Consider the following 25,897-nt stretch of genomic DNA (forward strand, 5'->3'; position numbering starts at 1 on the left):
TTGTACCAATTTGCCACGGTAACATTTCCCTGGTTTAATGTTCCGGTTTCGGTCATTGTTGTAGGCTGCGGAACATAAGTAGTAAATATGGCGTTGTTTATAGAACCTGCCGCGGTACGATCGCCACGGAAAAAGAATAAAAAGCCGTTGCCTATGCCGATAGAACGGGTGCCGGTTTCACCATCAAAAGAGTATGGAGAAGTCAAACTGTTAACCCCCCTGTAATAGCCGGATGTAAAAGAGCTTTGGTTAGCGGCCTGGCTTTCTTTAAAAAAGTAAATGGAAGGGTTATTAGCCCCCGGCGAAACATCAAAGCCGCCTGCGGCCAATGTTGTGCCCGTAACAAACGCGTTGTTCTTAAGATAAGCCAGCGTAAATACTTTGATTGGAGCGCCTGTGTTAACTGTCGAGGTCAGCAAACGATACCCTCTGTATTTTGTTGCTCCACCGTTAATATAACGCTGTACATTCACATTACCCGTAATGGCTGTGCCAGAAGGAATAGCGTCTACAGTAGCAGAGCCGGTAGCGTCAGAGTTTAATGTTAAAACACCGCCCGCGGCAAGCGTAGCAGAACCGCCCATGGTAAGGATTCCTGAAGAAGATACTGCGAATTTACCTGTGCCCGAAGCCGACATCGTTTTTGTTCCGCTGTTGCCGACAGTAACGTTATTAAAAGTACTGCCGCTTGTACTGTTATCAAAAAGGGCCTGGGTGCCCGCTTTTGTAAAATTAACCATACCTGTACCGGCCGTAAAAGTACCTGTATTGCTGTAATCGCCGTTGTAATTCACAATACCGGTTGTTGCCGTAAAAGTACCTGTAGAAGTATTGCTATAAGCACCCGCTATGGTAACTGTGCCTGAACCCGCTGTAAATATCGAATTGTTGGTGGCATTGCCTGATACTGCTATGGCTTGCGCGTTGCCAGTAATAGTACCACTATTACTTAACGCGCCGCTTATAGCCAGGCTCGCAGTTGATGTGCTGCCTGTGATTGTACCTGCCGTGTTGGTGAAATTTCCGGTAACAAACATACTGCCTGAGCCAAGTTTCAGCGTATTTGCGGTATTGGTGTAATTTCCGGTTACCGCTATGTTGCCGCTCCCTTGCGTTACATTGGCTGAGTTGCCCCAATTCCCGCCTATCGTAACCGTTGGATCATAGGCATCCAAATCTGTAGTTGCCGAAGTGGTTAAATTTGTTGAAACTGTTAATGAACCACCGGTTGCAGTTCCTACTGTTTTTGTACCGGTACCGGATAAGATCAGGCTGGTATAGGAAACCCCGCCAGAAAGGCCGGTAATACCAGATGAAGTATATACTGTTTGGCTTGCGCCCGAGTAATCAATTGTTGCGCCGGCTCCGTTAAATGTTACAGTGTTGGTGAGCGAAGATGATAAGCCGGATAAAGCTGTAGAACCCGTTAATTGTAAAGTGGCATTTGATACTGCAACAGCAGCCGAATTACCTAAAAAACCACCGGTACCAACGCTTGTAGTTATCCCGGTTGCATTTACCGTACCCGCTGATATATTGAAAACAGGGAGGAAATAGTTGCCACCTGCAAATGTGTTAACGGTTGATGCTAAATTAATGCTACCCGCAATGGTCATTTTGCCGGTATTGGTGTAGTTTATGTTGTTGGCGAAGACATTTGCAGCGGTTGGTGAGGTATTATCTCCTAAAACAAAACTTCCACCTACCGAGATATTTGCTGTACCAGCTATATTAACTGTAGAAAATGCCTGTGTGAAATCACTTGAAACAGTAAAGGCATTGTTAACAGTTAAAGGCTGATTTACTGTTAATGTTACGCTATAAAGTCCGAAACTATTAATGCCTTTTTTAGGGCCCATTTGGATGGTACCCACAGTTGCACTGCTTGCAACAATAGGTGAGTAAGTATAAGATTGATTTATGCCAATACGGGCCATGTCATTACTGCCTGGAACTCCGGTTGGGCTCCAATTACTGCTTGTTGCCCAAAGGCCGGTTGGTTGCGTTCCGATCCAATCATATACCGTACCTGTAGTTATAGTTGCGCCGGTTGTACTTGATGCCCCTGAAAATGGAAAATATCCCGAAGTATAAAAACTTTGAAAGTCATCTGCCGCGGCACTACTTACCGAAAAGGATATGGTGCTTGGGTAACCGGTAAAAAAGGGATTTTGCGTGGTGGCTACAATGAAAAAGTTAACAACGTTGGCGGTGCTTCCGTCTGTATTGCCAGACGAATAATAATATTGATTAACATCCATTTGCTGTGTGTTGGAGCTGTTGAAGGATGTTGTGGTTATTGATCCCGCAGCTGTGGACACAGATAGAATGCTGTTATAGGTATAGTAAAGCGTACCGCTGCTAAACAATGCCTGGCCATTGGTTGACGAATTGAACCTTAGCCGGCCAAAATTAATATCTCCCCTAACATTTACATTTACACCATATGGGATAATACCGCTTTGCCCGGCATAAATAGGGCCGGTAGTTATACCATTTGCTGCACTGGTAATAGGTACGTAGTCAACCTTTTGTTGATAAAAATTAAAATTGTCCCATTGAAAACGGTTACTGGCGGAAGTAGACGATTCAAGGTATGAGTAATTGTACGTATTTAAATCAACACCGCTCACACTGGTACCCACGTTAACGGGGCCTGTAGTTGTTGTTGCGTTGGTTGATCTGTTTAAAATATAAATGTAATAATAACCTATAACCGATTTTACAACCCTGATTTGGTAGGTTGTAGTGCTGCTATTGGGCAATGAAATGGTAGCGTAAGTGGTATATTGATTATTAGCAGTACCATATTTTGCTCTTAATATTAAATTACCACCGGCCTGGGTAAGATATAAGCCTTTGGTATAATCGGTACTGGTGTTTGTTGTATAAGCATTGGCAATAAGCCAGTACCGCCATGAATCGGTACTTGAGCTGGTACTTGCTGTCATGGTAACCGCCGGATCGGCAGTTGTGGCTCCGGTTACGTTTTTATAATCAAATTCCCACTCCCATGTATTATTAGCCAGGCTAAGGCCGGCCGCCGAGGCCGAACTGCTCATAAAATTCCAGCGAAGATAACCTACGGCGTTAAGACCTACAGACGAAAGGCTTTTGGATGAGTTTAACGATGAACCCGAAACAAGATCAATTGTAGTTGACGAAGAGTTACGGGTTGATCCGGCAGCGGATAAAAATGTTGAGGGTGAGCCCGCAGTAGCCGATTCCAGATTATTGTAATAATATTGTCTTGGTGTATTGGTTCCGTCGTAGTATTCCTGAGCCGCAACTCTGTTAACCAGGCACAGCAGGTACCCGGCAAATAAAACGCAGAGTAATTGTGTTTTCAAATTAATTAGGTTTTAGGCAGCAATTGCAATAATGATGCTGATTCAATAAAAATGCTATTAAAGTACGGATTTTATCTTAAATAGGCTTTTGTATTATGAATAGCGTACTTCACTTGGTTGTTTATTAAGAAAATGGAAAATTGATATAAATTAATTATTGATTATTATTTGCCCGGTTTGGGGAATGTTTTCCCCTGTCGATTTAATCAATAAGCATGTTGTTAACCTATAGTGATGGGTAATTAATTAGCACACAACGGTGATTTTTTTTAAATATTCCGGTTTGGAGTGAGATTTTCTGGACGCTGCCAAGAGAATTGAGGCTAATAGCTCAATTGAAGATGGTGTTGCGAAGTGTTTTACGGAATGCTTTAAGAGAGAAATGGATGAGTGTTCAACTTTTAAAAGATGGGTGTTCAACCTTTAAAGCAACAGATTTTTAAGCTTTTGATTATCAGGGTATACGTGTTCAATTGTTATTTTGTCAATAATGCAAATGATTGATAATCAATAGCTGTTACATTTGGAAAATGTACCAGGTGTTCAGCCCTACAAAAGTTGAACACCTGGTGCATTTGCTTTATTTAACCTTTTGGCTGTTGTTGCCGCGGTTAAGATCGGGCAGGGCGGCATCAGGATCAATGGTCACCGATTCGGCTTCCTGTGTAGTAGGCAGGGTATAGGTAATTTGCTTGTATTGCAGCCATGTTTCTACCGGCAGGTAAAAGCGTTTTTTGCTGCCGTCTTTAAATTTTACTTCAACAGTAAATGGCATCGGTAACTGCTCCTTGTTTACCACATTGATGGTAATACCTTTGGAGGCATCCTTTCCGGCATATTTGGCATCAATAAGGGCTATATCAACCAACCAGTTATTGTAAAACCAGCCTTTCCAAAACCAGGAAAGGTCTTCGCCTGCACCGTTCTCCATCGACCTGAAAAAGTCATCAGGCTGCGGGTGTTTATAAGCCCATTGGTTAATGTAATTTTTAAAGGCATAGTCAAACCTGTCTTTTCCTAAAATTTGCTCGCGTAGCAACACCAGGCCAAAGGCAGGTTTGTAATAGGTAAGTGGATGACGGTATTTTTCGGGGATGGCATCAGGAGCCGTCATGATACTTGGCGATTGCGGATCAAGCAACGCCGGGATGATCTCGTCGGCCGGATTGCCGCCGCCGGGGGCGTATTCGCTATCCCGTTTTGGTGCATATTCGCCTTTGTTAAAAGCGTCGGAAGCATAAATATCGATAAAGGTGTTAAGGCCCTCATCCATCCATGCATAGCGGCGCTCGTTTGATCCAACAATCATCGGGAACCAGTTATGACCAATCTCATGCGCGGTTACCCAGTAAAGCACGCTGCCTTTATCTGTAATGCCGTCAAACACAATGCCCGGATATTCCATACCACCGGCAATACCGGCCTCATTAATAGCAACGGGGTAAGGGTATACAAACCATTTTTCTGAAAAGTATTCAATCGACTTTTTGAGATATTCAGTGGCACGTCCCCAGGCATCATTGCCATAGCTTTCGGCCGGGTAAACGCTCATCGCCAGTGATTTTTTACCACCGGGCAGATTAACCCTGGCTGCATCCCAGATATAAGCTTTTGATGCACCAAAGGCTACATCGCGGGTATTGAGCATTTTAAAATGCCAGGTTAGTGTGCCCTTGTTTACCGGGCGGCTGTCAGGATCATTAACCTCGGCCAAATCACGGATCATGATGGTTTTATCGCTGTTGCGAGCCTGATCTAACCGGGCTATTTGTTTAGCGGTCAGTACCTCCTTAGGGTTAAGTAATTCGCCCGACCCGGCAACGATCATATCCCATGGTACGGTTACCTGGTAATCAATGTCTCCATAATCTAAATAAAACTCACCGCTGCCCAGGAAAGGTAGGGTATCCCAGCCATGGCTATCGTCATAAACACACATCCGCGGAAACCACTGGGCAATTTCGTAGATCTTGCCATTTTTAGTATCGCAATAGTCGGTACGGCCCCCAAATGCCCCCGGGATGGTATAGTGATAATTGATGCGCAGTTTTATAGCTCCCTTTTGCAGCGGATGTACAAGACGTACCTGCATCCGGGCATCGGTAATTACAAAAGGCACGGCTTTAACCACATCGCCATAATCAATCGATACGGACTCAATCTGGTAGCCGCTGGTATGCTGATCCACGCCAGGTGTGCGGTCGGTAAAGAAGTTAGAGCGGGCATCCTGTTTATAGGTATTTTGATCAAGCTGCAGCCAAAGGTATGGCAGGGCATCAGGACTATTGTTGATATAGGTTATCACCTCAGTGCCGCTTATGGTTTTGCTTACCGTATCGAGGGTAACTTTTAGGGAATAGTCGGCGCGGTTTTGCCAGTATCTTGCTCCGGGAGCACCATTGGCCGAATGGAAATCATTACCTTTTTCGGTATAAAACATAGGCGAAAAAGCCTCCGCCGGATTGTAGTTCGATGAAGTGTCGTTGGGATTGAGTTTCCTTTTTTGCGCCGATGCGCCGAGTGCTAAAACCGACAATAAACCTATGCCGATAGATCTTAATTTCATGGTGTGTATTTAAGCACCCAATATACAAAGGATGCCCGGAAAATTTGATTTATGGGAAAACTTAAGGCAGATATTTACTTAAAGGCATTATAAAAAAACTATTTTAGTGCTATAAAAGCTAAACTTGCACTTTCCTGTAAATATACCTTTAGGCAACTCCTCCATTCCCGTACATTTTATTTGCGAGACACTATCGTACTTTTTAGGCTACCGGTATTATGCCTGGTTGCGAAAATATTCTACTGATAAGATCAGCACTGATCACCGGCTCATTATTTTTATCGGAGCGGCAGCGGGCGCATTTATAGGCTCGCACCTGGTGGGGATCTTTGAGAATCCGCCTTTGCTGTTTGCGCATTTTAATATCATCTACTTTATGGGTAATAAAACCATAGTAGGCGGTATGCTCGGGGGCTTGATAGGGGTTGAGCTTACCAAAAAACAATTGGGGGTAACGGCTTCATCGGGCGATCTGATGGTTTACCCGCTAATCCTGGCTATGGTTGTCGGTCGTACAGGATGTTTTTTAGCAGGGCTGGAAGATGGCACGTACGGCATAGCCTCTAACCTGCCATGGGCCATTGACTTTGGTGATGGCGTCCGCAGGCACCCTACTAACTTATACGAAATCGTATTCTGGCTGATGCTTTGGATCTTGCTAAAACTTGTTGAACAAAGGCACCGCTTCGCTGACGGTGCAAGGTTTAAAGTTTTTATGACAAGTTACCTTGTTTTCAGGCTGCTGGTTGAATTTATCAAGCCCAATTTTTTCAGTTTCGGTTTGTCGGTTATTCAGTTAGTTTCTATCGCCGGTATTTTGTATTATTATAAAGTATTTCTACATCCTAAAAAGCTGTTTATCAACCATGCCTGAACGCCCGTATATTTATTATGATTTTACGCTAAGCATTTGCTCTACCTGTTTGCGCCGGGTTGATGCTAAAATTGTTTTTGAGGACGATAAGGTTTACATGCTTAAAAACTGCCGTCAGCATGGTTTTGAAAAGGTACTGATCGCCACCGATGTGGAATATTATAAAAACTGCCGCAACTATGCCAAGCGGAGTGAAATGCCGCTTAAGTTCAACGCCAAAACGCACTATGGCTGCCCTTATGATTGCGGCCTTTGCCAGGATCATGAGCAACACTCATGCCTTACTGTTGTTGAGGTAACTGACAGGTGCAATTTAAGCTGCCCAACATGCTATGCCATGTCATCACCAACCTATGGCAGGCACCGTACCTTGGCCGAAATTGAACAGATGCTGGATGTGGTAGTAGCAAATGAAGGTCAGCCTGATGTAGTACAGATCAGTGGGGGAGAACCCACCGTGCACCCCCAGTTTTTTGAGATCCTGGATATTGCTAAAACCAAGCCTATTAAACACCTGATGGTGAATACCAATGGCATCCGCATAGCCAAGGATGAGAGTTTTGTAAAACGATTGGCGAGTTACATGCCCGATTTTGAGATCTACCTGCAATTTGATTCATTTAAGAAAGAGGCGCTTGAACAGCTAAGGGGCGAGGATCTGCGCGAGATAAGACAAAAGGCCATCGAAAACCTTAACAAGTACAATCTCTCGACAACGCTGGTAGTTACTTTACAAAAAGGATTGAATACCGATGAATTAGGGGCGATAATTGAATATGCGCTGAAGCAACCCTGCGTTCGTGGGGTAACCTTTCAGCCTACACAACAAGCTGGCAGATTGGAGAATTTTAATGAGCAATCCGACCGGTATACCCTAACTGAAGTACGCAGCGCAATACTGGAGCAGACCAAGATCTTCAACAAAAACGACCTGATCCCGGTGCCCTGTAACCCGGATGCCCTGGTGATGGGTTATGCCCTTAAACTGGGAGGTGAAGTAATTCCTTTAACCCGGATGATAAATCCGGATGACCTGTTGGATAATTCAAAGAACACCATTGTTTACGAAAACGACGAACGTTTGAAAGGCCACCTGCTCAATATGTTTAGCACCGGTAACTCGGTTGATAAGGCGAAAGAGCATTTGCACTCGTTGCTATGTTGCCTGCCCGAAATTGATGCGCCGAGTTTAAGCTACGATAACCTGTTCAGGGTGATCATTATGCAATTTATTGATGCGCAAAACTTTGATGTGCGGGCTATTAAAAAATCATGCGTGCATATCGTAAATAAAGATATGCAGATCATCCCTTTTGAAACCATGAACATTTTTTACAGAGACGATAAACGGGAATACCTGGAACAATTGAGAGGAGAAATTTTTGTATGATGGAAGACAATAATAAAGGGCCGCAAAACATGGATGATAGAAACCATGATAGATTTCCTGGCGACGAGAAAGGAAAAAAGTCATCTGCTATGAAGATAGTGGGATATAACTTGCTCGCCCTTGTCGCTTACACCATTATTTGCGAAATTACAGCTAAAGACGGTGGTTTTGTTTTAGATATGTTTTTTATTGGGATCCAGGTTTTTATCGGTATAATATTAGCCATCGTCAACAGGAGTTGGGTATGGCTATTAAGTGCCCTAATGGTTTTAATTATAGGATTTTCAACCTGCGTGGGTATGTTAAGCATTAACGGGTTGTAATTTATTATCCCAACATTCCCGCCAAAACTCCTTCTTTTAACGAATTAGTACACATGCTTACCTTATGAATATCCAGCGCATGCATAATAAACCGAGTAACTAAGGATGCCGATACGATCATATCAACCCGCACGGGTATGATGCCTTTATTGGCAGCCCTTTCTTTATGACTCGAAAAAATGAGTTTATTGGTGATGGTTAACAACTCTTCCTCGTCAAAATCATAATGCTGGATGCTCTTCAGATCAAATACTTTGGTTTTTCCGGTTTCTATAAGCCCGGCAAATGTTTCAAATGCCCCCGATGAACCGACAAGGGTATCGATTTCCATATCAGCAGTGGCGATGAAAAGATCGTTCAGAGTATCTTCCAGATATAAATTCATGGCCTCGATAGATGCCGGAGGGATAGGGTCGGTATGATGAAACTGATCCATAAGACGGGCAGCACCCACTTCAAAGCTCTGTTTCCACAGGATCTTATCAGTATTCCCTAAAATAAACTCCACGCTACCGCCGCCGATATCCATGATGAGCGAGTTTTTTGCCGACAGGCATCCGCTTAATTTTACACCATTGTAAATAAAACCCGCTTCCTGTTCGCCGTCAATGATCTCGATAGCAATGCCTGTTTTGGACTCAACCTCTTTAATGAAACCCTTTCCGTTTGAGGCACTTCGCAATGCCGAAGTTGCTATTGCCCTTACACTGGTAACACTGTTGGCTTCAATGAGTTGATGAAAGTGCTGCATGGTATTTACTCCGCGCTGAAAGGCTTCGGGTAAAATGTAGCCCTTATTGATGCCGCCTTCGCCTAACTTAACAGCTTCAGTAACGTGAACAATTTCTTGGTAGTCATGGGTCTCGCCCTCGGCAATCAATAAATGGAAGGTGTTTGTACCCAAATCCATTACTGCAACGCGTTTACTCATGCAGCTAAAATAGTTTTTTTTTAGCTGAAAGCTCAAGGTTTTTTAGCTGAAAGCCGAAGGCCTAAAGCAAAAAGCTTTTGAATGACTTTATGTCCAAGTTAAGCAAAGCGCTTTTTAAAAGCTTTAAGCCTTTGGCTTTCGGCTTTTAGCTTAAGGTGGCTTTCAGCTTACCTATTCTTTATAAAAGAACCACTTAACCAATTCTTTATAGCTTGCTTTTTTGCCGTACATCAAGACACCCACACGATAGACGCGCGCAGCGACATAGGTGGTAAATAAAAAGCCGATCACCATTAAGCTCATCGACAAAGCAACCTGCCAGGGTGGTGGGCCAAATGGGATCCGTACCATCATAGCTACCGGGGCAGTAAACGGAATAATAGAGAGCCATACTGCCAGCGGGCTGTCGGGGGCACGGAACAGAACCGACACTGCCAAAATATACGTAAATAACAAAGGCATGGTTATCGGGAACATGAACTGCTGGGTTTCTGTTTCGCTATCAACCGCCGAGCCCACGGCCGCAAAAAGAGCGGCGTATAAAAGATAACCGCTTAAAAAATAAAATATAAAGCAGCCCATGATATAGCCAAAAGGAATGGTTTGTAATACTAAGAGCGCATTTGCCATTGGGCTGGCCGGCGAATTAAAAGCATGTCCCGCTATTTTGGTTGAAATGATAGACAAAATTATCCATGCTCCAAATTGGGTTAAGCCAACTAAGCCAACGCCAATGATCTTACCCAGCATAAGCTGAAATGGTTTTACCGATGATATTACTACTTCAATAATACGGTTGGTTTTTTCTTCTATTACCCCGCGCATTACCTGCCCTCCGTATATAAACAGGGATATGTAAATGAGTATGGCACAGGCAATCCCTATCAGGATATTGGGGCCGATATTGGCGTTCTTATCGCCTTTATCTGAAATTTCGATAGCATTTACTGATATGTTGGCTCTTTTAATGTTACGCAAAAGCGCTGTATCGATATGATGCTTTACAAGGTTGTTTGAAAAAGCGATATCGCTGATCTGTTTCTCAATTTCTTCGGAAAGAGGAATAGAAGCTTTCTTTTTGGAAAAGATCTGTACCGAATCTTTCTGCAAATAGTTTGCGGGGATATACAAAATAGAGATCCCCTCGCTGTTCTTTAGCAGTTGTTTAGATGATTTAAGATCGGTAAGGGCATAAGTAAACTTTACATTAGTAACATCATGGAATTTATTTGCGAAATCGCCGCTTTTATCAATCACATTAACCGTTTGTAAAGAGGATAATTTATCGCTGTTCTCGGCAACCATTTTTATAACTACGCCCATGACAAATATCAGCAGCGGCACCACGAATATCATGATGATAAATGATTTTTTGCGTACCCGTGTGAGATACTCACGCTGTATAATGAGTAATACTTTATTCATGGCTGGTTGAGTTTGGGTTAACTTTTTCAATGAAGATTTCATGCATACTTGGGATAACCTCCTGTAGCATATTTACCCGTACTTTAGGGATCAGGTATTGCAAAACATCGTTGGAGTTATGTTCACCCGTAAGTTTTATTTTGATGTTGTAGCTGTCATCTTCAGTAATGGTTTCGCTAACTACATCAAACGGTTGGCTGCCATCGAAATTAACACGTTCGCCTGCATATTCAACCAGGTAGGTATCGTTACGATATGAATTACGGATATGTTTAACCTTGCCATCCAGTATCTTATGTGATTGATGGATGAGGGCAATAGCATCGCAAAGCTCTTCGACTGATTCCATGCGATGGGTAGAAAACAGAATGGTAGCGCCTTTTTCGTTTAGCTCGAGGATCTCATCTTTGATCAGTTCGGCATTTACCGGGTCGAACCCGCTAAAGGGCTCATCCAGGATGATCAGATCAGGCTCATGCAGTACGGTTGCCACAAATTGGGCCTTCTGCTGCATACCCTTCGACAGTTCTTCTATCTTCTTCTTCCACCAGGTTTCCATTCCCAGTTTCTCAAACCAAAATTTAAGGCGTTTTTGCGCTTCAGCGCGGCTTAGTCCTTTGAGGCGGGCCAGGTAGATCATTTGCTCGCCTATCTCCATTTTTTTGTACAGGCCGCGTTCTTCGGGCAGGTAACCTATGCGTTCAATATGCGATTGGTTGAGTTTTTCGCCGTTGAAATAAATCTCTCCAGAGTCTGGCGCTGTAATTTGGTTAACAATACGGATAAGTGAAGTTTTGCCGGCACCGTTAGGGCCAAGCAGGCCAAAAATTTGCCCACTTTCAACTTCCAAACTTACATCACTCAGCGCTTGGTGACCGGCGTATTGTTTAACAATATTGCGGATGCTTAGCATTTATTAAGGTTTATGTATTTGTTTTGGTTGTTAGATAAAGTTAAGTAAAAAAAGTTACAGCCCTGGTTTATCATATGGCGGCCAATCGGATTTCTCCATGTCATAAAACGGCTTTTCCAGTTGCTCGCTATTGAGTGCATTTAAAGCGGTTACTGCTATGTAAATTCCTGTTGCAGGAACAATCAGGTACACAAGCCCGATGTAGCGGATATAAAGAATATAGCTGGAATTGCCGATAAGAGGAATTATCATTGGTACTACCATGTAAAACACCATGATAAATAGTTCACTTAAGGCAAAAAGCAGCAGAGGTAGCCTGAACACGGAAGGGCGTAGCAAAAAAGTTATGATTACAAGGCATATTATTACCAGTAAGTTAATGGTTCCCTGTAACTGGTAAAACAATGCTAATAACTGCCTGTCGATTTGAAAAATGCTGATGAACGTGTTAACCAATCCAAAAATGGCACTATAGATTGTATAAATGATGAACGCGTTTATTATAAGCGGTTTTTCATTGATGTGTTTTAAAATACCTATCACAAATATCATCATCCATGCAAAACAAACAACAGGCATGAACGAAAGCAAAGGCCTGGCGCCAACCGAGATTGTAAGTGAAATGGTTTGCATAGCATACAGGAGCAGTAATACTAATATACTTATAACAGATGCAGCAATAGTAAGATAAGCAGTATCTCGTGTTGGTTTCATGAGTAGGATAGGTTTTATTTAAAGTAATATGGTGTACAATTATCCTAAGGATAAAAAGGCATAGCTGTTTATTGAAACTAAAAAACGGCGTAATGGTTTTAGTACAAAATACGCTGTTTATTTAATACTTAGCTGATAAAATTTACTTTAGTTGCTTTAAACTAAACCTCAACGTTTCAATAGCCTCCTTTTGCCTCGAAACGATCACATAAAGGTAACCGTTATAAATGATGGTATGCGGGTAACCGTATTGTCCGCCTTTCCATAAGCCTTCTTTTTTGAGATGATACAACTCGTTAGCTATGATGCAATTTTTATCAAAGCTTTTACCATCCGCCGATAGGGAGATCACCAATGGATTACGGTCGTAATGGTGCAGGGTATCCGGGATACCTACATAATAAAATCGTTTATCCGGTAGCCTGCCAAAGTGGAATTTACTATCATTATCGGAAAACGGAGCCTCTGCGGGTCGCAACCAACTACTTCCGTTGTCTTTACTTTCCGTAAGCCATAAATGACCTTTCCAGCCTTTGCCGGTTACCCGGAGCAACATATGTAAAATGTTATCATCTGTTTGAAAAAATGAACCCTCGCAAAGTGGCGGTAAACCTGATTTTGCTGCCGGGGCGTAAAACATGGCCGGGTTATCCTGCTTGTAAAGTGAATCCGGATAAAAACTGCTCAGCTTCCAGCCCGAAAGCCCTCGGGGATCATCTGTGTAAGGAAAAGTAAAATTACCGCTAATGATCAGTCTGCCGCTGTTTGTAACCTCAGGACCGTGGTTAGGTACAACAGGTAAATGCATATCAAGCGGTTCGCTCCAATGTTCACCGTCAGTACTGGTTTTAGCCCATAAGTGGGTGTTTTGACGGTGTTTGTCGTAATCACCGTAATAGGCAACTAAGGTTCCTTTATATTGATACAGGCCAGCTGCAGTGAGTACCGTAAGCGTGTCGTTGATTTTGCCGGGTGAGGCCAGTACAGCAGGTGCCGACCAATGTTTGAAATCCTTAGAAGTTGCATAAACAACCCTTTGCCCCGGCGAATCCTCGTCAATCATCCCATTGCTCCATATCGCTATAAGGCGGTCTTTAAAATGAATGATGGACGTATGGTGGTTATATAGCCATTCTTTATCCGGCGAGTAGATCATTGACCGTTCAATGTTTAGTTTGGGTACCCCGGCTTCGGTTTGGTAGTTATTGCTGATGGATGGAGTTTGGGCGTATGTACCGGGAACGGAAAAAAAAAGACAGATAATGAATAGAAGTTTGAATTTTGGAGACATAATCCTAATTAACACAAATTATCCGGTTAGCGAAAATGGAGTTGAGATTTGGCAGATTAAATCTCCCGTGTAGATTTAGCGTTTCGGAATTAACGTATAGCATAGGTTGGTAAATCACCACGACATTAATCTGCCAAATTTTATAACAAAACCATGGCAATCCTTTTATCTCATAAATCAAGGTTCTTTTACTAAATTACAGGCTCTATCAAAATACATCATTTATGAAGCGAGCCTTACTCATTATACTCACGCTTTCTGCTGTTTGTACGGTATCTGCCCAACAAAAAAAAACTTTAAAACCGGCTGATGTTTATCGGATTCCCACGGTAAGCGACCCGCAGTTGTCGCCCGATGGTAAGTGGGTAGCTTATAGTGTGTCGGAAGTTGATACCGCAAAAGACCGCCGCGTGTCTCATTTGTGGATGCAGAGTTATGATGGTAAGGAATCCATCGAACTTACCCACGGTGATGAAGCCGCTTCGTCGCCACGCTGGAGCCCGGACGGAAAATACCTTTCGTTCCTCTCTTCGCGCGATTCAAAAACAGGCTCGCAGGTTTGGTTGATAGATCGCCGGGGTGGGGAAGGCGTTAAACTAACCAATATTAAAGGCGACCTTGACGATTATGCCTGGAGCCCCGATGGCAAGCGTTTGGTAATGGAGATAGGCGATCCCGAAAATAAAGGCAAGGAAGAACCTAAAACACCCAAACCTATAGTTATTGATCGTTATCATTTTAAGCAAGATGTTGTGGGTTACCTTCAGCACCTGCATAATCACCTGTATTTAATTGATGTAGCAACAAAAAAACTGGATACATTAACCAGGGGGGATAAAGATGAGAGTTCGCCGGTATGGTCGCCGGATAGCAAGACCATTGCATTTGTAAGTAACCGGAGTGCCGATCCCGACAAAAATCAAAATACTGATATTTTTACTATCGATGCCCGGCCTGGCGCCAGCATGCTGCAGCTTACCACCTGGAAGGGTAGGGACGGCAGCCCGCAATGGAGCCCCGATGGCAGATACATCTCTTACCTGCGCTCAACCAGCGACGCTGATTACATGATGTACGATCAAAGCGTAGTGTGTATTATGGATGTTGTAGGGCAAAATAATAAGCCACTTACCCTGCAACTCGACCGCCCTACCGGTGCGCAAACCTGGGCTAAAGACAGTAAGAACATCGTTTTTATAGTAACAGATGACCGCACCCGCTACCTGGCCAATATCAATATTAACAGCGGTAAAATCACTACAATAAATAAAGGCGATTATGTTTTTAATGACATAGCCACTAACCTTTCGGGAAACTGGATAGTGCAAAAGACAGATCCATACACGCCAGCCGAATTATTTGCCCTTGAAGATAAAAAGCTGCGCCGGCTTACTTTTCATCATGATGAGTGGTTAAATACCGTGCAACTGGCTTATGCCAAAGGTTTTGAATCAACAAGTGCCGACGGTACAAAGGTATCGGGTATTGTTTTAACGCCCGATAGTATTCCTAATAAAAAATATCCATTGATCTTGTTCATTCACGGAGGGCCGGTGGGGCAGGATGAATTTGGTTTTGATGCAACAAGGCAAACGCTGGCGGCTGCCGGTTATGCTGTAGCAGCCGTAAATTATAGAGGCAGTAATGGCCGGGGCCTTGATTATTGTAAAGCCATTTATGCCGATTGGGGCAATAAAGAAGTTAAGGATTTGCTTGGGGCTGTGGACGAACTGGAAAAATTAGGTATTGCCAATCCCGATAAATTGGGAATAGGCGGCTGGAGTTACGGCGGCATCCTTACCGATTATACCATAGCATCGGATACTCGTTTTAAAGCGGCAGCCAGCGGAGCGGGCAGCGCATTGCAGCTTTCAGTTTACGGCAGTGATCAGTATGTGTTACAGTATGAAAATGAAATAGGTGTACCATGGAAAAACGCCGATAAATGGATCCAGATCTCGTATCCGTTTTTCCATGCTGATAAAATCAAAACACCGGTATTATTTATGTCTGGTTTGAAGGATTTTAATGTGCCTACCATTGGTAGCGAGCAAATGTATGAAGCCTTGCGATCGCAGGGGATTCAAACTGAATTGATTCTTTATCCGAACCAGTTTCACGGCATTACCAAACCAAGTTACCAGGTTGACAGGTTGCAACGCTATGTGGAATGGTATGATAAGTATTTGAAAAAATAATATTTTATGCCCTAAGAAGGTTTTTTTTTTATCGTGTTTTATGAAATATGTTCTGTTGATTTTAGGAGGGGTGATTTCTTTGCCTTTGATGGCTCAAACAACAAAAAAGCCGCTCAAACCCGCCGATCTGTATAAACAGCCAACACTGATGGCTCCGCAGTTATCGCCCGATGGTAAATGGGTAGTTTATGAATTATCTGAAGTGGATACGGCTAAGGATAAGCGCGTATCTCATTTGTGGATGCAGAGTTTTGACGGAAAGCAATCCATTCAGCTTACTTATGGTGATGAACCGGCATCTACCCCAAAATGGACGCCGGATGGTAAGTATATTTCGTACCTGTCCGAAAAAGATTCCAAAAATGGCGGTCAGGTTTGGCTGATGGACAGGCGAGGGGGAGAGGGACATAAACTAACTGATATAAAAGGTGAGCTTGAAGAGTACGTTTGGTCGCCGGATAGTAAAAGGTTAGCGCTGATCATTAAAGATCCTGAGAATAAAGGAAAGGAAGTGTCCAAAACTACGCTCCCAATTAAAATAGACCGCTATCATTTTAAGCAGGACATTGAAGGTTACCTGCAACACCTGCATTCCCATTTATACCTGTATGATGTGGTCGCTAAAAAGCTGGATACATTAACCAATGGTGGAATGGATGATAGCTCGCCGCAGTGGAGCCCCGACGGAAAAGCAATAGCCTATGTAAGTAATCACACAGCCGACCCCGACCGGAATGAAAATACAGATATTTTTACAATAGAGGCTAAGCCGGGCGCTGAGCCAAAGCAGCTTACCACATTTACCGGCCATGATATTAACCCAATATGGAGCCCGGATGGTAAACGTATAGCTTACCTCCGCTCAACAAGTGATGCTGATTATTTCATTTATCAGCACGATATTTTATGCCTGATGGATGCCGACGGAAAAAATAACCGCCTGCTCACCGAACAGCTGGACAGACCTGTTAGTAATATCGCCTGGAGTAAGGACGGTAAAGATGTAGAATACCTGGTAAGCAGCGACAGAATTCGTTATGTAAACAGGTATAACCTGCTTACCCGAAAATCGATGCTGGTATATAAAGGTAACGAATGCAGTTTTTCTGATATTATAGGCCATTCGTTAGGGATCTGGGTAGGAAAGATGACCACACCTTACATGCCGCATGAACTGGTGGCGATTGAAAATGGCAAGACCCGCCGCTTAACTTTTCACCAGGACAAATGGCTGAGTGAAGTTAAGCTGGCTTATGTAAAAGGTTTCCAGTCGTTCAGCAGCGATGGGACACTGGTTTCGGGCATTTTGTATACGCCGGATAGTGTTGTAACTAAGAAAATGCCATTTATCCTTTATATTCATGGTGGCCCTACAGATCAGGACGAGTTTGAATTTGATGACATCAGGCAAACGCTGGCTTGCGCTGGTTATGCTGTAGCAGCAGTAAATTACCGGGGCAGCACCGGCCGTGGTATCGAATATACCAAAACCATATATGCCGATTGGGGTAATAAAGAAGTGAAAGACCTGCTGGGTGCGGTAGACGAACTGGTTAAACTCGGTATAGCCGATAAAGATCGCCTGGGTATTGGCGGCTGGAGTTACGGCGGCATTCTTACCGATTATACCATAGCCACCGATACCCGGTTTAAAGCGGCATCGAGCGGAGCAGGCAGTGCATTGCAGTTAGCCATCTATGGATCGGATCAGTGGGTGGTACAATATGATAACGAACTTGGCGCGCCATGGAAAAATGCAGATAAATACATCAAACTATCGTACCCGTTTTTTCATGCCGATAAGATAAAAACGCCTACGCAGTTCATGTCTGGTTTAAAAGATTTTAATGTGCCAACCGGTGGGGGAGAACAAATGTATGAAGCACTCAGGTCACAAGGCGTACCAACGCAGATGGTGCTTTATCCTGGTCAATATCACGGTATAACAGTACCCAGTTACCAGGTTGACAGGTTGCAGCGCTATATCGAATGGTTTGATAAATATTTAGCCCCCCAGTCCTCCAAAGGAGGCGCCTTTTGATGAGCAAAATATAAGGGCTTGAGTTTAATACCCAAGCCCTTTTTATTCTGTCGATTCAAAAATTCTGAAAATCCTGATCTCAGACAACCAGTTTTCCTTCAATCGAATCATCAATAGTTTTACCTATTACGGCACCAGCAAGTTGTTTTACGAAGGCTATGGCGTTGCCATGTTTATTATCCCAGTAATAACCTTCGGTAGGCTCAACTTTGATAACGCTGATGCGTGGATCGTCAATACCTCCGGTGAACCATACTTTTAACATGGGCTCCCAAAGCTCTTTTATCTTTTCTTTGTCTTCTGTTACCGTTGCAATCCCGTAAAGATTTAAAAAGTCAGAATATCCTGATCCCTGAAAAAGCAGGTGAACAAAGGGGTCTTTGGCCAACTCGTCATTTTTGTGGCTGTCGTTAGCGCTCAGGAACCAGAAGTTTCCCTCATCGTCAATTTTTTGTGCCGACATTGGTCGTACAGAAGCCGGGACACCTGTTTTAAGATTACTCAAAAAAAAGCAGCTTTTCGCACTTTCTGCAAGTTCTTTGATCTTTGCGAGGGCTTCCGGGCCATTGAGGTCCTTCATGTTATCCTCAGGTTGTTGTTGATTGATACTATCCATTTTTTAAGTTTTTGTTGGTAAATGTTATAAGGGTAACCAAAAAAAAACTCAATTGTGTGGAGATGTTTAACTTAATAGATAATTATTTATTTAGAAGTGGTGGTTTGGGGCGGGACTGAGTCTCCATTACTGCGTCATCGCGAGTAAGCATCAGAAATCCTAAAAAAAACCGTGATGACGTATAAAATATATTTCAGCGATGGTGTGCGTGGGCTGCGTTAGTGATAGGAGCGGATACCGGCCTTGTGGCTAATGCCTTGTGCAGTATGAGCGGATAGCACGGGCCGCAGGCAACGCCCATATTTATAAAACGATCAATAAATATACTTGATAATCAATAATTTACGATCACGTCATTATAGGGAACGAAGCAATCGCGAGCTTTACAGAGAAATCAGTATTACCGCTCTGCCTCTTGGGGATTGCTTCGTGCCTCGCAATGACGCATGGTATAAGAGCGATAAAGCTTTAAAGTTAACCTCACCCAAACACCACCATTCTGTCCGGGTACTTGGAGGCATAAGTAGCTACAATATTTTTGATATAATCGTTTCCCGGGTAGGGTGTGAGGTAGCTTTTGAGTTGCTGCACGTTATCAGCGTCAAAATAATGAGAGATATAACCCATGCCATAAAACTGGCCTTTCTCAACCAAAATACAGCTGTGTTCATCGCCGGTGCGGCCTTCATCCCGGATAGCGTAAGTAGGTAAAGCCAGCTTAAGCTGATCGATGGCATTGTTTACCTTCTCATTGTAACTTTCTGGGGATTCAATACCTTCGCAGGCACAGTTGCTTCCGGCTGCGCTGGTACATAGCTCATTGTTTTTTTGAATAAAACAAAGTTTAGGGCACAGGTCAAACGTCTCTATCAATTTGTTAAGCAGGTTATACCCATCAAGCAACGAGTTACAGGTATATATCGGGTCACTGTATTTACGATATTTATCAACTGCTAATCTGATATAGCCGCGCTGGTCTTCAAAAGCGTAAAGACAGAAAGCGTTTTCGAAGCGTTTTAATGAACGGTTGTATTTAGGCCACAGGCGTTTGATCTCGATGGCTTCCAGCACAAAAGCAATGAGTTCGGTGCCACAAACCTGGTGGCTGATCTGGTGGATATTGCGCAAAAACTCCTGCCGTTGAAAACCTGGATTATTGCCTGTAAAGTGACTACTTACCCGTTTTTTAAGGTTTTTAGCCTTGCCTACATATATCACTTTACCTTTTTGATCATGAAAGTAATATACCCCCGGTGTGTAAGGTAACTGGTCTATATCCTTTTTTGATAGATTAGGTGGCAGTACCTGGTCTTTTGAACCTTGCTTAAGCGACTGTTTAATATGGTTGTCTGTATCGCTGTTTAGCAGTAGCGTGAACAGTTCGGCGGTAGCTTCGGCATCGCCCATAGCACGGTGGCGGCTTTGATTATCGATGCCCAAATGTTTACATAACCTGCCAAGACTGTATGATGGTAATCCCGGCAGTATCTTACGTCCAAGCCTTACAGTACACAGTTTATTGGTTTGCAGGTCATAACCCGCTGCGGCAAGGTGGTATCTGACAAAAGAAAAATCGAAGTTTACGTTATGGGCAACGAAGATCTTACCGTGAATGAGGTGATAAATATCGGCGGCAACATCCTCAAAAGGCGGCGCATCTCTTACCATCTCATTGGTAATACCGGTTAAAGCGCTGATGTAAATGGGGATGTCACGCTGTGGATTAACAAGCGTTTCGAAGCGTTTAACCACTTTTTTGCCATCATGTATGCATATGGCTATCTCGGTGATGCCATTAGCACTGGCATGCCCCCCGGTGGTTTCTATATCGACAATTGCATACATGATATTTCAAATGTAATATAATTTTGCTAATTATTTTAGTGAAATAGTGTAAAAAAACGTCGAGAACGAAGCACTCTCAAACTATAAAGAGCGGCTCTGCAAATCGGGGATTGCTTCATGCCTCGCAATGACGCTTGCAGAAAAACAAAAGCCCCTGGAAGAGAATTTCCCAGGGGCCTTAAATATCTTTCGGATTTCCCTATTGCGGACTGCCGACTTCAAACTTACGGCTTCTTCTTAGCAGGTAACTGCTGTTGGTTCCGCATCATTTCTTCCATACGGGCGCTGAAGCCTGATTTTTTCTTTTTGGTATCTTCAGGTTTCTTTTTGTTTTCCTGGATCTGGGCATGGATCTTTTTATCATCAACCATAAACTTGATCAGGTATTGCTGTAAAAAGGTAAACATGTTGGCCAAAAAGTAATAATAGTTCAAACCGGCAGGGTAGCTGTTCAGTGTGAAAAGGAACACCAGTGGAGTGATGTAACCAATGTATTTCATTTGACCTGTAGCACCCGAGATCTGGTTGTTGAAATAAGTATAGATCAACGTTGAAATGGTCATCAGTAAGCACATTAAGCTAATGTGGTTAACTCCACCAATGAGGGCTATAGGAGCAAATTTGATAACCGAGTCATAAGTTGAAAGGTCATGCATCCACAGGAAGCTTTCGCCCCTTAGCTCAAACAAGCTTGGGAAGAAGCGGAAGAATGCAATAACTATAGGCATCTGGATCAGCAAGGGCAAACAGCCTCCTAATGGGTTAACACCTGCCTTTTTGTACAGTTTCAGATATTCCTGTTGTAACAGGGTAGGGTTATCTTCACCAACTTTAGCTTTGATCTCATCCATTTCGGGCTTCAATACACGCATTTTAGCCATGGAAAGGTATGATTTGTAAGTAAGTGGTGACAATACCAGTTTCAATACAATGGTTAATACTAAAATGATAAGACCGTAGTTCCAGTTGAATTGCTTCAGGAAATTGAATACCGGTAATACCGCAAAACGGTTGATATATTTCAAAGGACCCCAACCTAAATCTACCAGTTTTTGCAAATCGTTACCCTGATCTTTAAGTGTTGAGTAGCGGTTTGGTCCAAAATAAAAATCTAACGGAACTGTGCCGTCGCTGGCGCGTGCAATGGTGAGGTCGGCCTTCATTTGCCTTACATCAGTGGTATCTGCCACATCGGTTGATACCGCTAAGCTTGATTTACTGATGCCTCCTTTAGCGATCAGCACGTTTGAAAAGAAGTGTTGTTTAAATGCAACCCATGATAGTTTTTTATCGCCAACTTCTTTCTGATCGTCTTTAGATACACTTAATGATTCATCATGATTTTCTGAATCAAGATAGTACACGGTAGAGTACTGGCGCTCTTGTTTAATATCTTTTTCCTGTTTGTGTAAACTTGACGCCCAGTTGATATTAACATTAGCACTGTTATTGATCACACCATCAAGTCCGGTTGGCTTAATAGTTAAGCCTAACTTATAGCCGTCGCCTTTTAAAGTATAAACGTAATCGATATACTGGGTAGGGCTATAGCTCAAACGCAACGTAACCGAACCTGAATCCTTCTCGGCTATGTTAAGTGCTTTTACGCTCGGGGTAAAATAGTAGTTGTTGGTGTTGATATTGGCAACTCCGGCAGCGAACTTCAAACCAAATTGGTTGCTGTCACCGCTGAAAAGTACCAAAGGTTTTTTATCAAAAGTTTTGTAGTTCTTTAATTCAACAGAGGCTACTTTACCGCCCTGGGTGCTTAATTTAATAAGCAACTCTTTATTCTCGATGGTAACAAACTCTTCTTTACCAACAGATGCAGCGCCGAAAGGCATTTTTAATAAAGCCGAATCAACTTTGACTGTTTTGGCGGTATCAAACTTTGCCGTGGTTTTAGCAGCAGCTACAGTTGCAGCCACGCCCGCTTTTTTCAGCGAATCCTGGTGCTGTACTTCACGCTCTTTTTTAAGGTCGGCTTCCGACGGCTTTAAAAAGTATATCGAGCCGGCAATGATCGCCATGATCAGGAATAATCCTGTAAACGTATTTTTATCCATTATCTAATTATCGTACAATTACTTATTTTTTGCGGGCATATGCCAGCGAAGCGGCGACAAAGTTAATAAAAAGTGGGTGCGGATTAGCAACTGTTGATTTTAATTCGGGGTGAAATTGCGAACCCACAAAAAATGGATGGTTTTTCAGCTCAACAATCTCCACCAGGCCATTGTCAGGATTTATGCCCGATGGGGTAAGGCCAGCAGCCTCATATTGCTTAAGGTAGTCGTTATTAAACTCATAACGGTGACGATGCCTTTCAGAAATATGCGTCTTTCCATATATTAAAGCAGCTTTTGAGCCTTTTCTGATGTCACAAGGATAAGCGCCTAAACGCATGGTACCGCCTTTATTGGTGATGTTTTTCTGATCTTCCATCATACCGATAACAGGGTATTCGGTTTCTGGGTTCATTTCAGTACTGTTAGCGCCTTCAAGCCCTAAAACGTTACGGCCGAACTCAACTACTGCACATTGCATGCCCAAGCAAATACCAAAGAAAGGAATATTATTTTCGCGCACATGGCGGATAGCCTGGATCTTGCCTTCAAAACCACGCTCGCCAAAGCCAGGGGCAACCAATACACCGTGCATACCTTTCAGTTTTTCAACAGCATTTTCAGGCGTTAACTGCTCTGAAGGAATGTATTCAATCCTTACTTTGCATTCCTGTTTAGCACCAGCATGGATAAAGGCTTCGGTAATTGATTTATAAGCATCCGGCAGCTCAACATATTTACCAACCAGTGCAATGCGTACATCGGCGGTAGGGTTTTTCAGGCGACCAAGAAATTCTTTCCAGTTTTCGAGGCTTGGTTCGTTTTTGTGCGGAAGCTTTAATTTGGTAAGTACTGTTTTGTCAAGCTGCTCTTTAAGCATCAACAAAGGCACATCATAAATACTTGGTGCGTCAATTGATTCAATAACCGCGTTGATGTTCACATTACAGAATAGTGCGATCTTTTTGCGGATATCATTGGTAAGGTGGTGTTCGGTACGGCAAACCAGGATATCTGGCTGAATACCGTACTCCAGTAACATTTTTACCGAGTGCTGCGTTGGTTTGGTTTTCAATTCGCCTGCTGCTGCAAGGAAAGGTACCAGTGTAAGATGGATAACCAGTGAGTTGGCCGAGCCAATTTCCCAGCGGAACTGCCTTACAGCCTCAATATATGGTAACGACTCAATATCGCCTACGGTGCCGCCCAATTCGGTGATCACGATATCATATTCACCGTTTTCGCCCAGTATGCGGAAGTTTCTTTTTATTTCATCGGTAATGTGGGGCACTACCTGTACAGTTTTTCCTAAAAAAGCACCTTCGCGTTCTTTATTAATTACATTCTGATAAATGCGGCCGGTAGTGATGTTGTTGGCTTTTGAAGTAGGAGTGTTCAGGAAACGCTCGTAGTGGCCAAGATCAAGATCGGTTTCGGCACCATCTTCGGTAACGTAACATTCGCCGTGTTCATAAGGGTTAAGTGTTCCCGGATCGATATTGATATAAGGATCAAATTTTTGGATGGTTACACGGTAACCGCGAGATTGAAGGAGTTTGGCTAAAGAAGCAGAGATTATACCTTTTCCTAACGATGAGGTAACACCGCCCGTAACAAAAATATATTTAGTCATGATTTTTTTTGAAAATGGCCGGGCTTTTATACCGCGACCAATTGTTTCTGTACGGGATACAAAAGTAAGAAAATTTTCACGCTTCGGCGTATCTGTTTTTCAAAAAAGGAAACTGTTAATGTAATTTTGTTGTAAGTTATTTTTAAAGAGTAAGTTATGAGAGGGATACCAAAAAGGAAAGCAACCTTATACACTTTCCTTTTGCCTGCTGTACAACTCAATTTTGCGGTGCAATTCGTTAGGGTTAAAAGGCTTGCTTACGTAATCGTTCATGCCAACGGTAAATGCCATATCCTGGATATCAAGCATGGCTGATGCAGTGAGTGCTATAATTGGCAGTTTTTTGTATTTGTCGCCTGCTAAGTCGCGTATGGCACGGGTAGCCTGGTAGCCATCCATTTCGGGCATTTGCAGGTCCATCAAAACCATATCATAGTCGTGGGTTTGCACCAGCATTAAAGCAATTTCGCCGTTTTCAGCCACATCGCATTCAACATCCCATTGTTTCATGAATTGTTTTGCCAGTATCACGTTGATCTGGTTGTCTTCAGCAATCAACAGTCGCGTGCCTTTAAGGCTTTTTAAGCGATAAAACTCATCGCCATCGGCTGTACTGTTCAATTGTCTTTTACTGTTTTTGAAGGTAAGGCTGAAGTTGAATACCGAGCCTTTTCCATATTCACTTTCAACGGTAATATCGCTGCCAAGCAGTTGCAGCAGGCGTTTGGTAATAGTTAGCCCTAAACCTGTGCCCCCGTATTTGCGGGTGGTATCCGAACTGGCCTGGCTAAAACTTTCAAAAATATGATCAATTTTATCTGGTGTTATGCCTATACCAGTATCGGCTATTTCAAAGTCAATGGTTGATGAGTCATCTGTACTGCTGGCTAACGATGCAGTTACCGTCACCTTACCTTTATGGGTAAATTTAACAGCATTGCTCATCAGGTTAGTGAGGATCTGACCCAGACGTACCGGGTCGCCAATGATGGCATTGGGCAAATCCTGATCCATCATCAATTTTATCTGGATGTTTTTTTCGTTTGCCTTTTGCAGCAGGGCAAGCCGTATGTTTTTGATCAGATCGGTTAAACTAAAATCAACACTTTCAAACTCAAGACCACCGGCCTCTATCTTGCTAAAATCCAATATATCATTTATGAGCACCAACAGGTTTTCGGCCGAAAACTTCAGAAAGTTCAGAAACTCCTTTTGCTCGGGCTTGGGGTCTTGATGAATGAGCAGGTGAGTGAAGCCGATAACCGCGTTCATTGGCGTACGGATCTCATGGCTCATAACACTCAGGAATTGGGCCTTGGCCATGGCCGCTTTTTCGGCAAGCTCTTTTGAGTGGATCAGCGCAACTTCCAGCTCTTTAGCTTTGGCTATCCGGTCGTGTAAAAAGCTTATAATATGGATAAGGTCATCGTCCGAATCAGATATATTTAATTCAACATTGGGATTGAGCGCCCTTATGGCTTCTTTTAACTGGGAGATAGAACGCTGTTTGATCTCGTTCTGTAGCCTCAGGTTATCGGTAGCGGTTACGTATTCACGCTCACTTACATTAAAGGCATGATCTGCCAATTTTATCGACTTCTCAAAATTTTTGAAACTGTTGTTTACGGCACCTAAAAACTGCAAAATAGCATCATCTTCCTGATATTTCGCCGGAAGCATTTTTTTTATCTGCTTATCTAATAAGTGATGGTACTCCATAA

At 43.1% G+C, this 25,897-nt stretch carries 17 protein-coding genes; 5 read left to right on the forward strand and 12 right to left on the reverse strand.

The window, feature by feature from the left end:
- Window positions 1-3,350 (reverse strand): beta strand repeat-containing protein (locus AC1DUD_RS28945; protein ID WP_477381046.1); only part of this gene is annotated, 3,350 nt, incomplete at its 3' end.
- Between the two features lie 580 nt (window positions 3,351-3,930).
- The gene (locus AC1DUD_RS28950) at window positions 3,931-5,916 is read right to left on the reverse strand and encodes a M1 family metallopeptidase (protein ID WP_477381048.1); all 1,986 of its coding nucleotides are present in this window, start codon (window positions 5,914-5,916) and stop codon (window positions 3,931-3,933) included.
- A 124-nt stretch (window positions 5,917-6,040) separates the two neighbouring features.
- Here AC1DUD_RS28950 and AC1DUD_RS28955 point away from each other — a divergent pair, with 124 nt between their 5' ends.
- From AC1DUD_RS28955 to AC1DUD_RS28965, 3 genes are read left to right on the forward strand one after another with little or no spacing between them, the layout of a single operon-like run.
- Complete coding sequence (locus tag AC1DUD_RS28955) at window positions 6,041-6,790, forward strand: prolipoprotein diacylglyceryl transferase (RefSeq protein WP_477381050.1); 750 nt, start codon at window positions 6,041-6,043, stop codon at window positions 6,788-6,790.
- Entirely contained in the window at window positions 6,783-8,180 is a 1,398-nt protein-coding gene (locus AC1DUD_RS28960; protein ID WP_477381052.1) for a radical SAM protein, read from the forward strand. The genes AC1DUD_RS28955 and AC1DUD_RS28960 overlap by 8 nt, the downstream gene beginning before the upstream one ends.
- Window positions 8,180-8,503, forward strand: a complete 324-nt coding sequence (locus AC1DUD_RS28965) for a hypothetical protein (protein ID WP_477381055.1) — start codon at window positions 8,180-8,182, stop codon at window positions 8,501-8,503. Before AC1DUD_RS28960 ends, AC1DUD_RS28965 begins: the two co-directional genes overlap by 1 nt.
- 4 nt (window positions 8,504-8,507) lie before the next feature.
- Here AC1DUD_RS28965 and AC1DUD_RS28970 read toward each other — a convergent pair whose 3' ends face one another.
- From AC1DUD_RS28970 to AC1DUD_RS28990, 5 genes are all read right to left on the reverse strand, one after another.
- Window positions 8,508-9,434 carry a Ppx/GppA phosphatase family protein gene (locus AC1DUD_RS28970; protein ID WP_477381057.1) on the reverse strand — a complete coding sequence of 309 codons (927 nt, stop codon included), beginning with the start codon at window positions 9,432-9,434 and terminating at the stop codon, window positions 8,508-8,510.
- A 171-nt stretch (window positions 9,435-9,605) separates the two neighbouring features.
- Window positions 9,606-10,859 (reverse strand): ABC transporter permease, encoded by a 1,254-nt coding sequence (locus tag AC1DUD_RS28975; protein ID WP_477381059.1) that lies wholly within the window; start codon window positions 10,857-10,859, stop codon window positions 9,606-9,608.
- Window positions 10,852-11,772: an ABC transporter ATP-binding protein gene (locus AC1DUD_RS28980; RefSeq protein ID WP_477381061.1), complete on the reverse strand. Its 921-nt coding sequence runs from the start codon at window positions 11,770-11,772 to the stop codon at window positions 10,852-10,854. Before AC1DUD_RS28980 ends, AC1DUD_RS28975 begins: the two co-directional genes overlap by 8 nt.
- 54 nt (window positions 11,773-11,826) lie before the next feature.
- Window positions 11,827-12,486 (reverse strand): hypothetical protein, encoded by a 660-nt coding sequence (locus AC1DUD_RS28985; RefSeq protein ID WP_477381063.1) that lies wholly within the window; start codon window positions 12,484-12,486, stop codon window positions 11,827-11,829.
- 142 nt (window positions 12,487-12,628) lie between these two features.
- On the reverse strand, window positions 12,629-13,777 hold the full coding sequence (locus AC1DUD_RS28990; RefSeq protein ID WP_477381065.1) for an exo-alpha-sialidase: 1,149 nt from the start codon (window positions 13,775-13,777) through the stop codon (window positions 12,629-12,631).
- Window positions 13,778-14,001: 224 nt separating this feature from the next.
- Between AC1DUD_RS28990 and AC1DUD_RS28995 the strand changes: the two genes are divergently transcribed.
- Both AC1DUD_RS28995 and AC1DUD_RS29000 read left to right on the forward strand, forming a co-directional pair.
- Window positions 14,002-15,975, forward strand: a complete 1,974-nt coding sequence (locus AC1DUD_RS28995; RefSeq protein ID WP_477381067.1) for a prolyl oligopeptidase family serine peptidase — start codon at window positions 14,002-14,004, stop codon at window positions 15,973-15,975.
- Window positions 15,976-16,015: 40 nt separating this feature from the next.
- Window positions 16,016-18,016 carry a S9 family peptidase gene (locus AC1DUD_RS29000; protein ID WP_477381069.1) on the forward strand — a complete coding sequence of 667 codons (2,001 nt, stop codon included), beginning with the start codon at window positions 16,016-16,018 and terminating at the stop codon, window positions 18,014-18,016.
- Window positions 18,017-18,095: 79 nt separating this feature from the next.
- Here the strand turns inward: AC1DUD_RS29000 and AC1DUD_RS29005 are convergent, their stop codons facing one another.
- From AC1DUD_RS29005 to AC1DUD_RS29025, 5 genes are all read right to left on the reverse strand, one after another.
- The gene (locus AC1DUD_RS29005) at window positions 18,096-18,632 is read right to left on the reverse strand and encodes a pyridoxamine 5'-phosphate oxidase family protein (RefSeq protein ID WP_377025168.1); all 537 of its coding nucleotides are present in this window, start codon (window positions 18,630-18,632) and stop codon (window positions 18,096-18,098) included.
- A gap of 480 nt (window positions 18,633-19,112) precedes the next feature.
- Entirely contained in the window at window positions 19,113-20,477 is a 1,365-nt protein-coding gene (locus tag AC1DUD_RS29010; RefSeq protein WP_477381072.1) for an exonuclease domain-containing protein, read from the reverse strand.
- A 224-nt stretch (window positions 20,478-20,701) separates the two neighbouring features.
- The gene (yidC, locus tag AC1DUD_RS29015; protein WP_477381074.1) at window positions 20,702-22,543 is read right to left on the reverse strand and encodes a membrane protein insertase YidC; all 1,842 of its coding nucleotides are present in this window, start codon (window positions 22,541-22,543) and stop codon (window positions 20,702-20,704) included.
- A gap of 22 nt (window positions 22,544-22,565) precedes the next feature.
- A complete protein-coding gene (locus AC1DUD_RS29020) occupies window positions 22,566-24,176 on the reverse strand; it encodes a CTP synthase (protein ID WP_330858223.1) in 1,611 nt (536 codons plus the stop codon).
- Between the two features lie 186 nt (window positions 24,177-24,362).
- The gene (locus AC1DUD_RS29025) at window positions 24,363-25,895 is read right to left on the reverse strand and encodes an ATP-binding protein (RefSeq protein WP_477381077.1); all 1,533 of its coding nucleotides are present in this window, start codon (window positions 25,893-25,895) and stop codon (window positions 24,363-24,365) included.
- Window positions 25,896-25,897 lie beyond the last annotated feature (2 nt).

Source organism: Mucilaginibacter sp. P4_A11 (assembly GCF_056402535.1).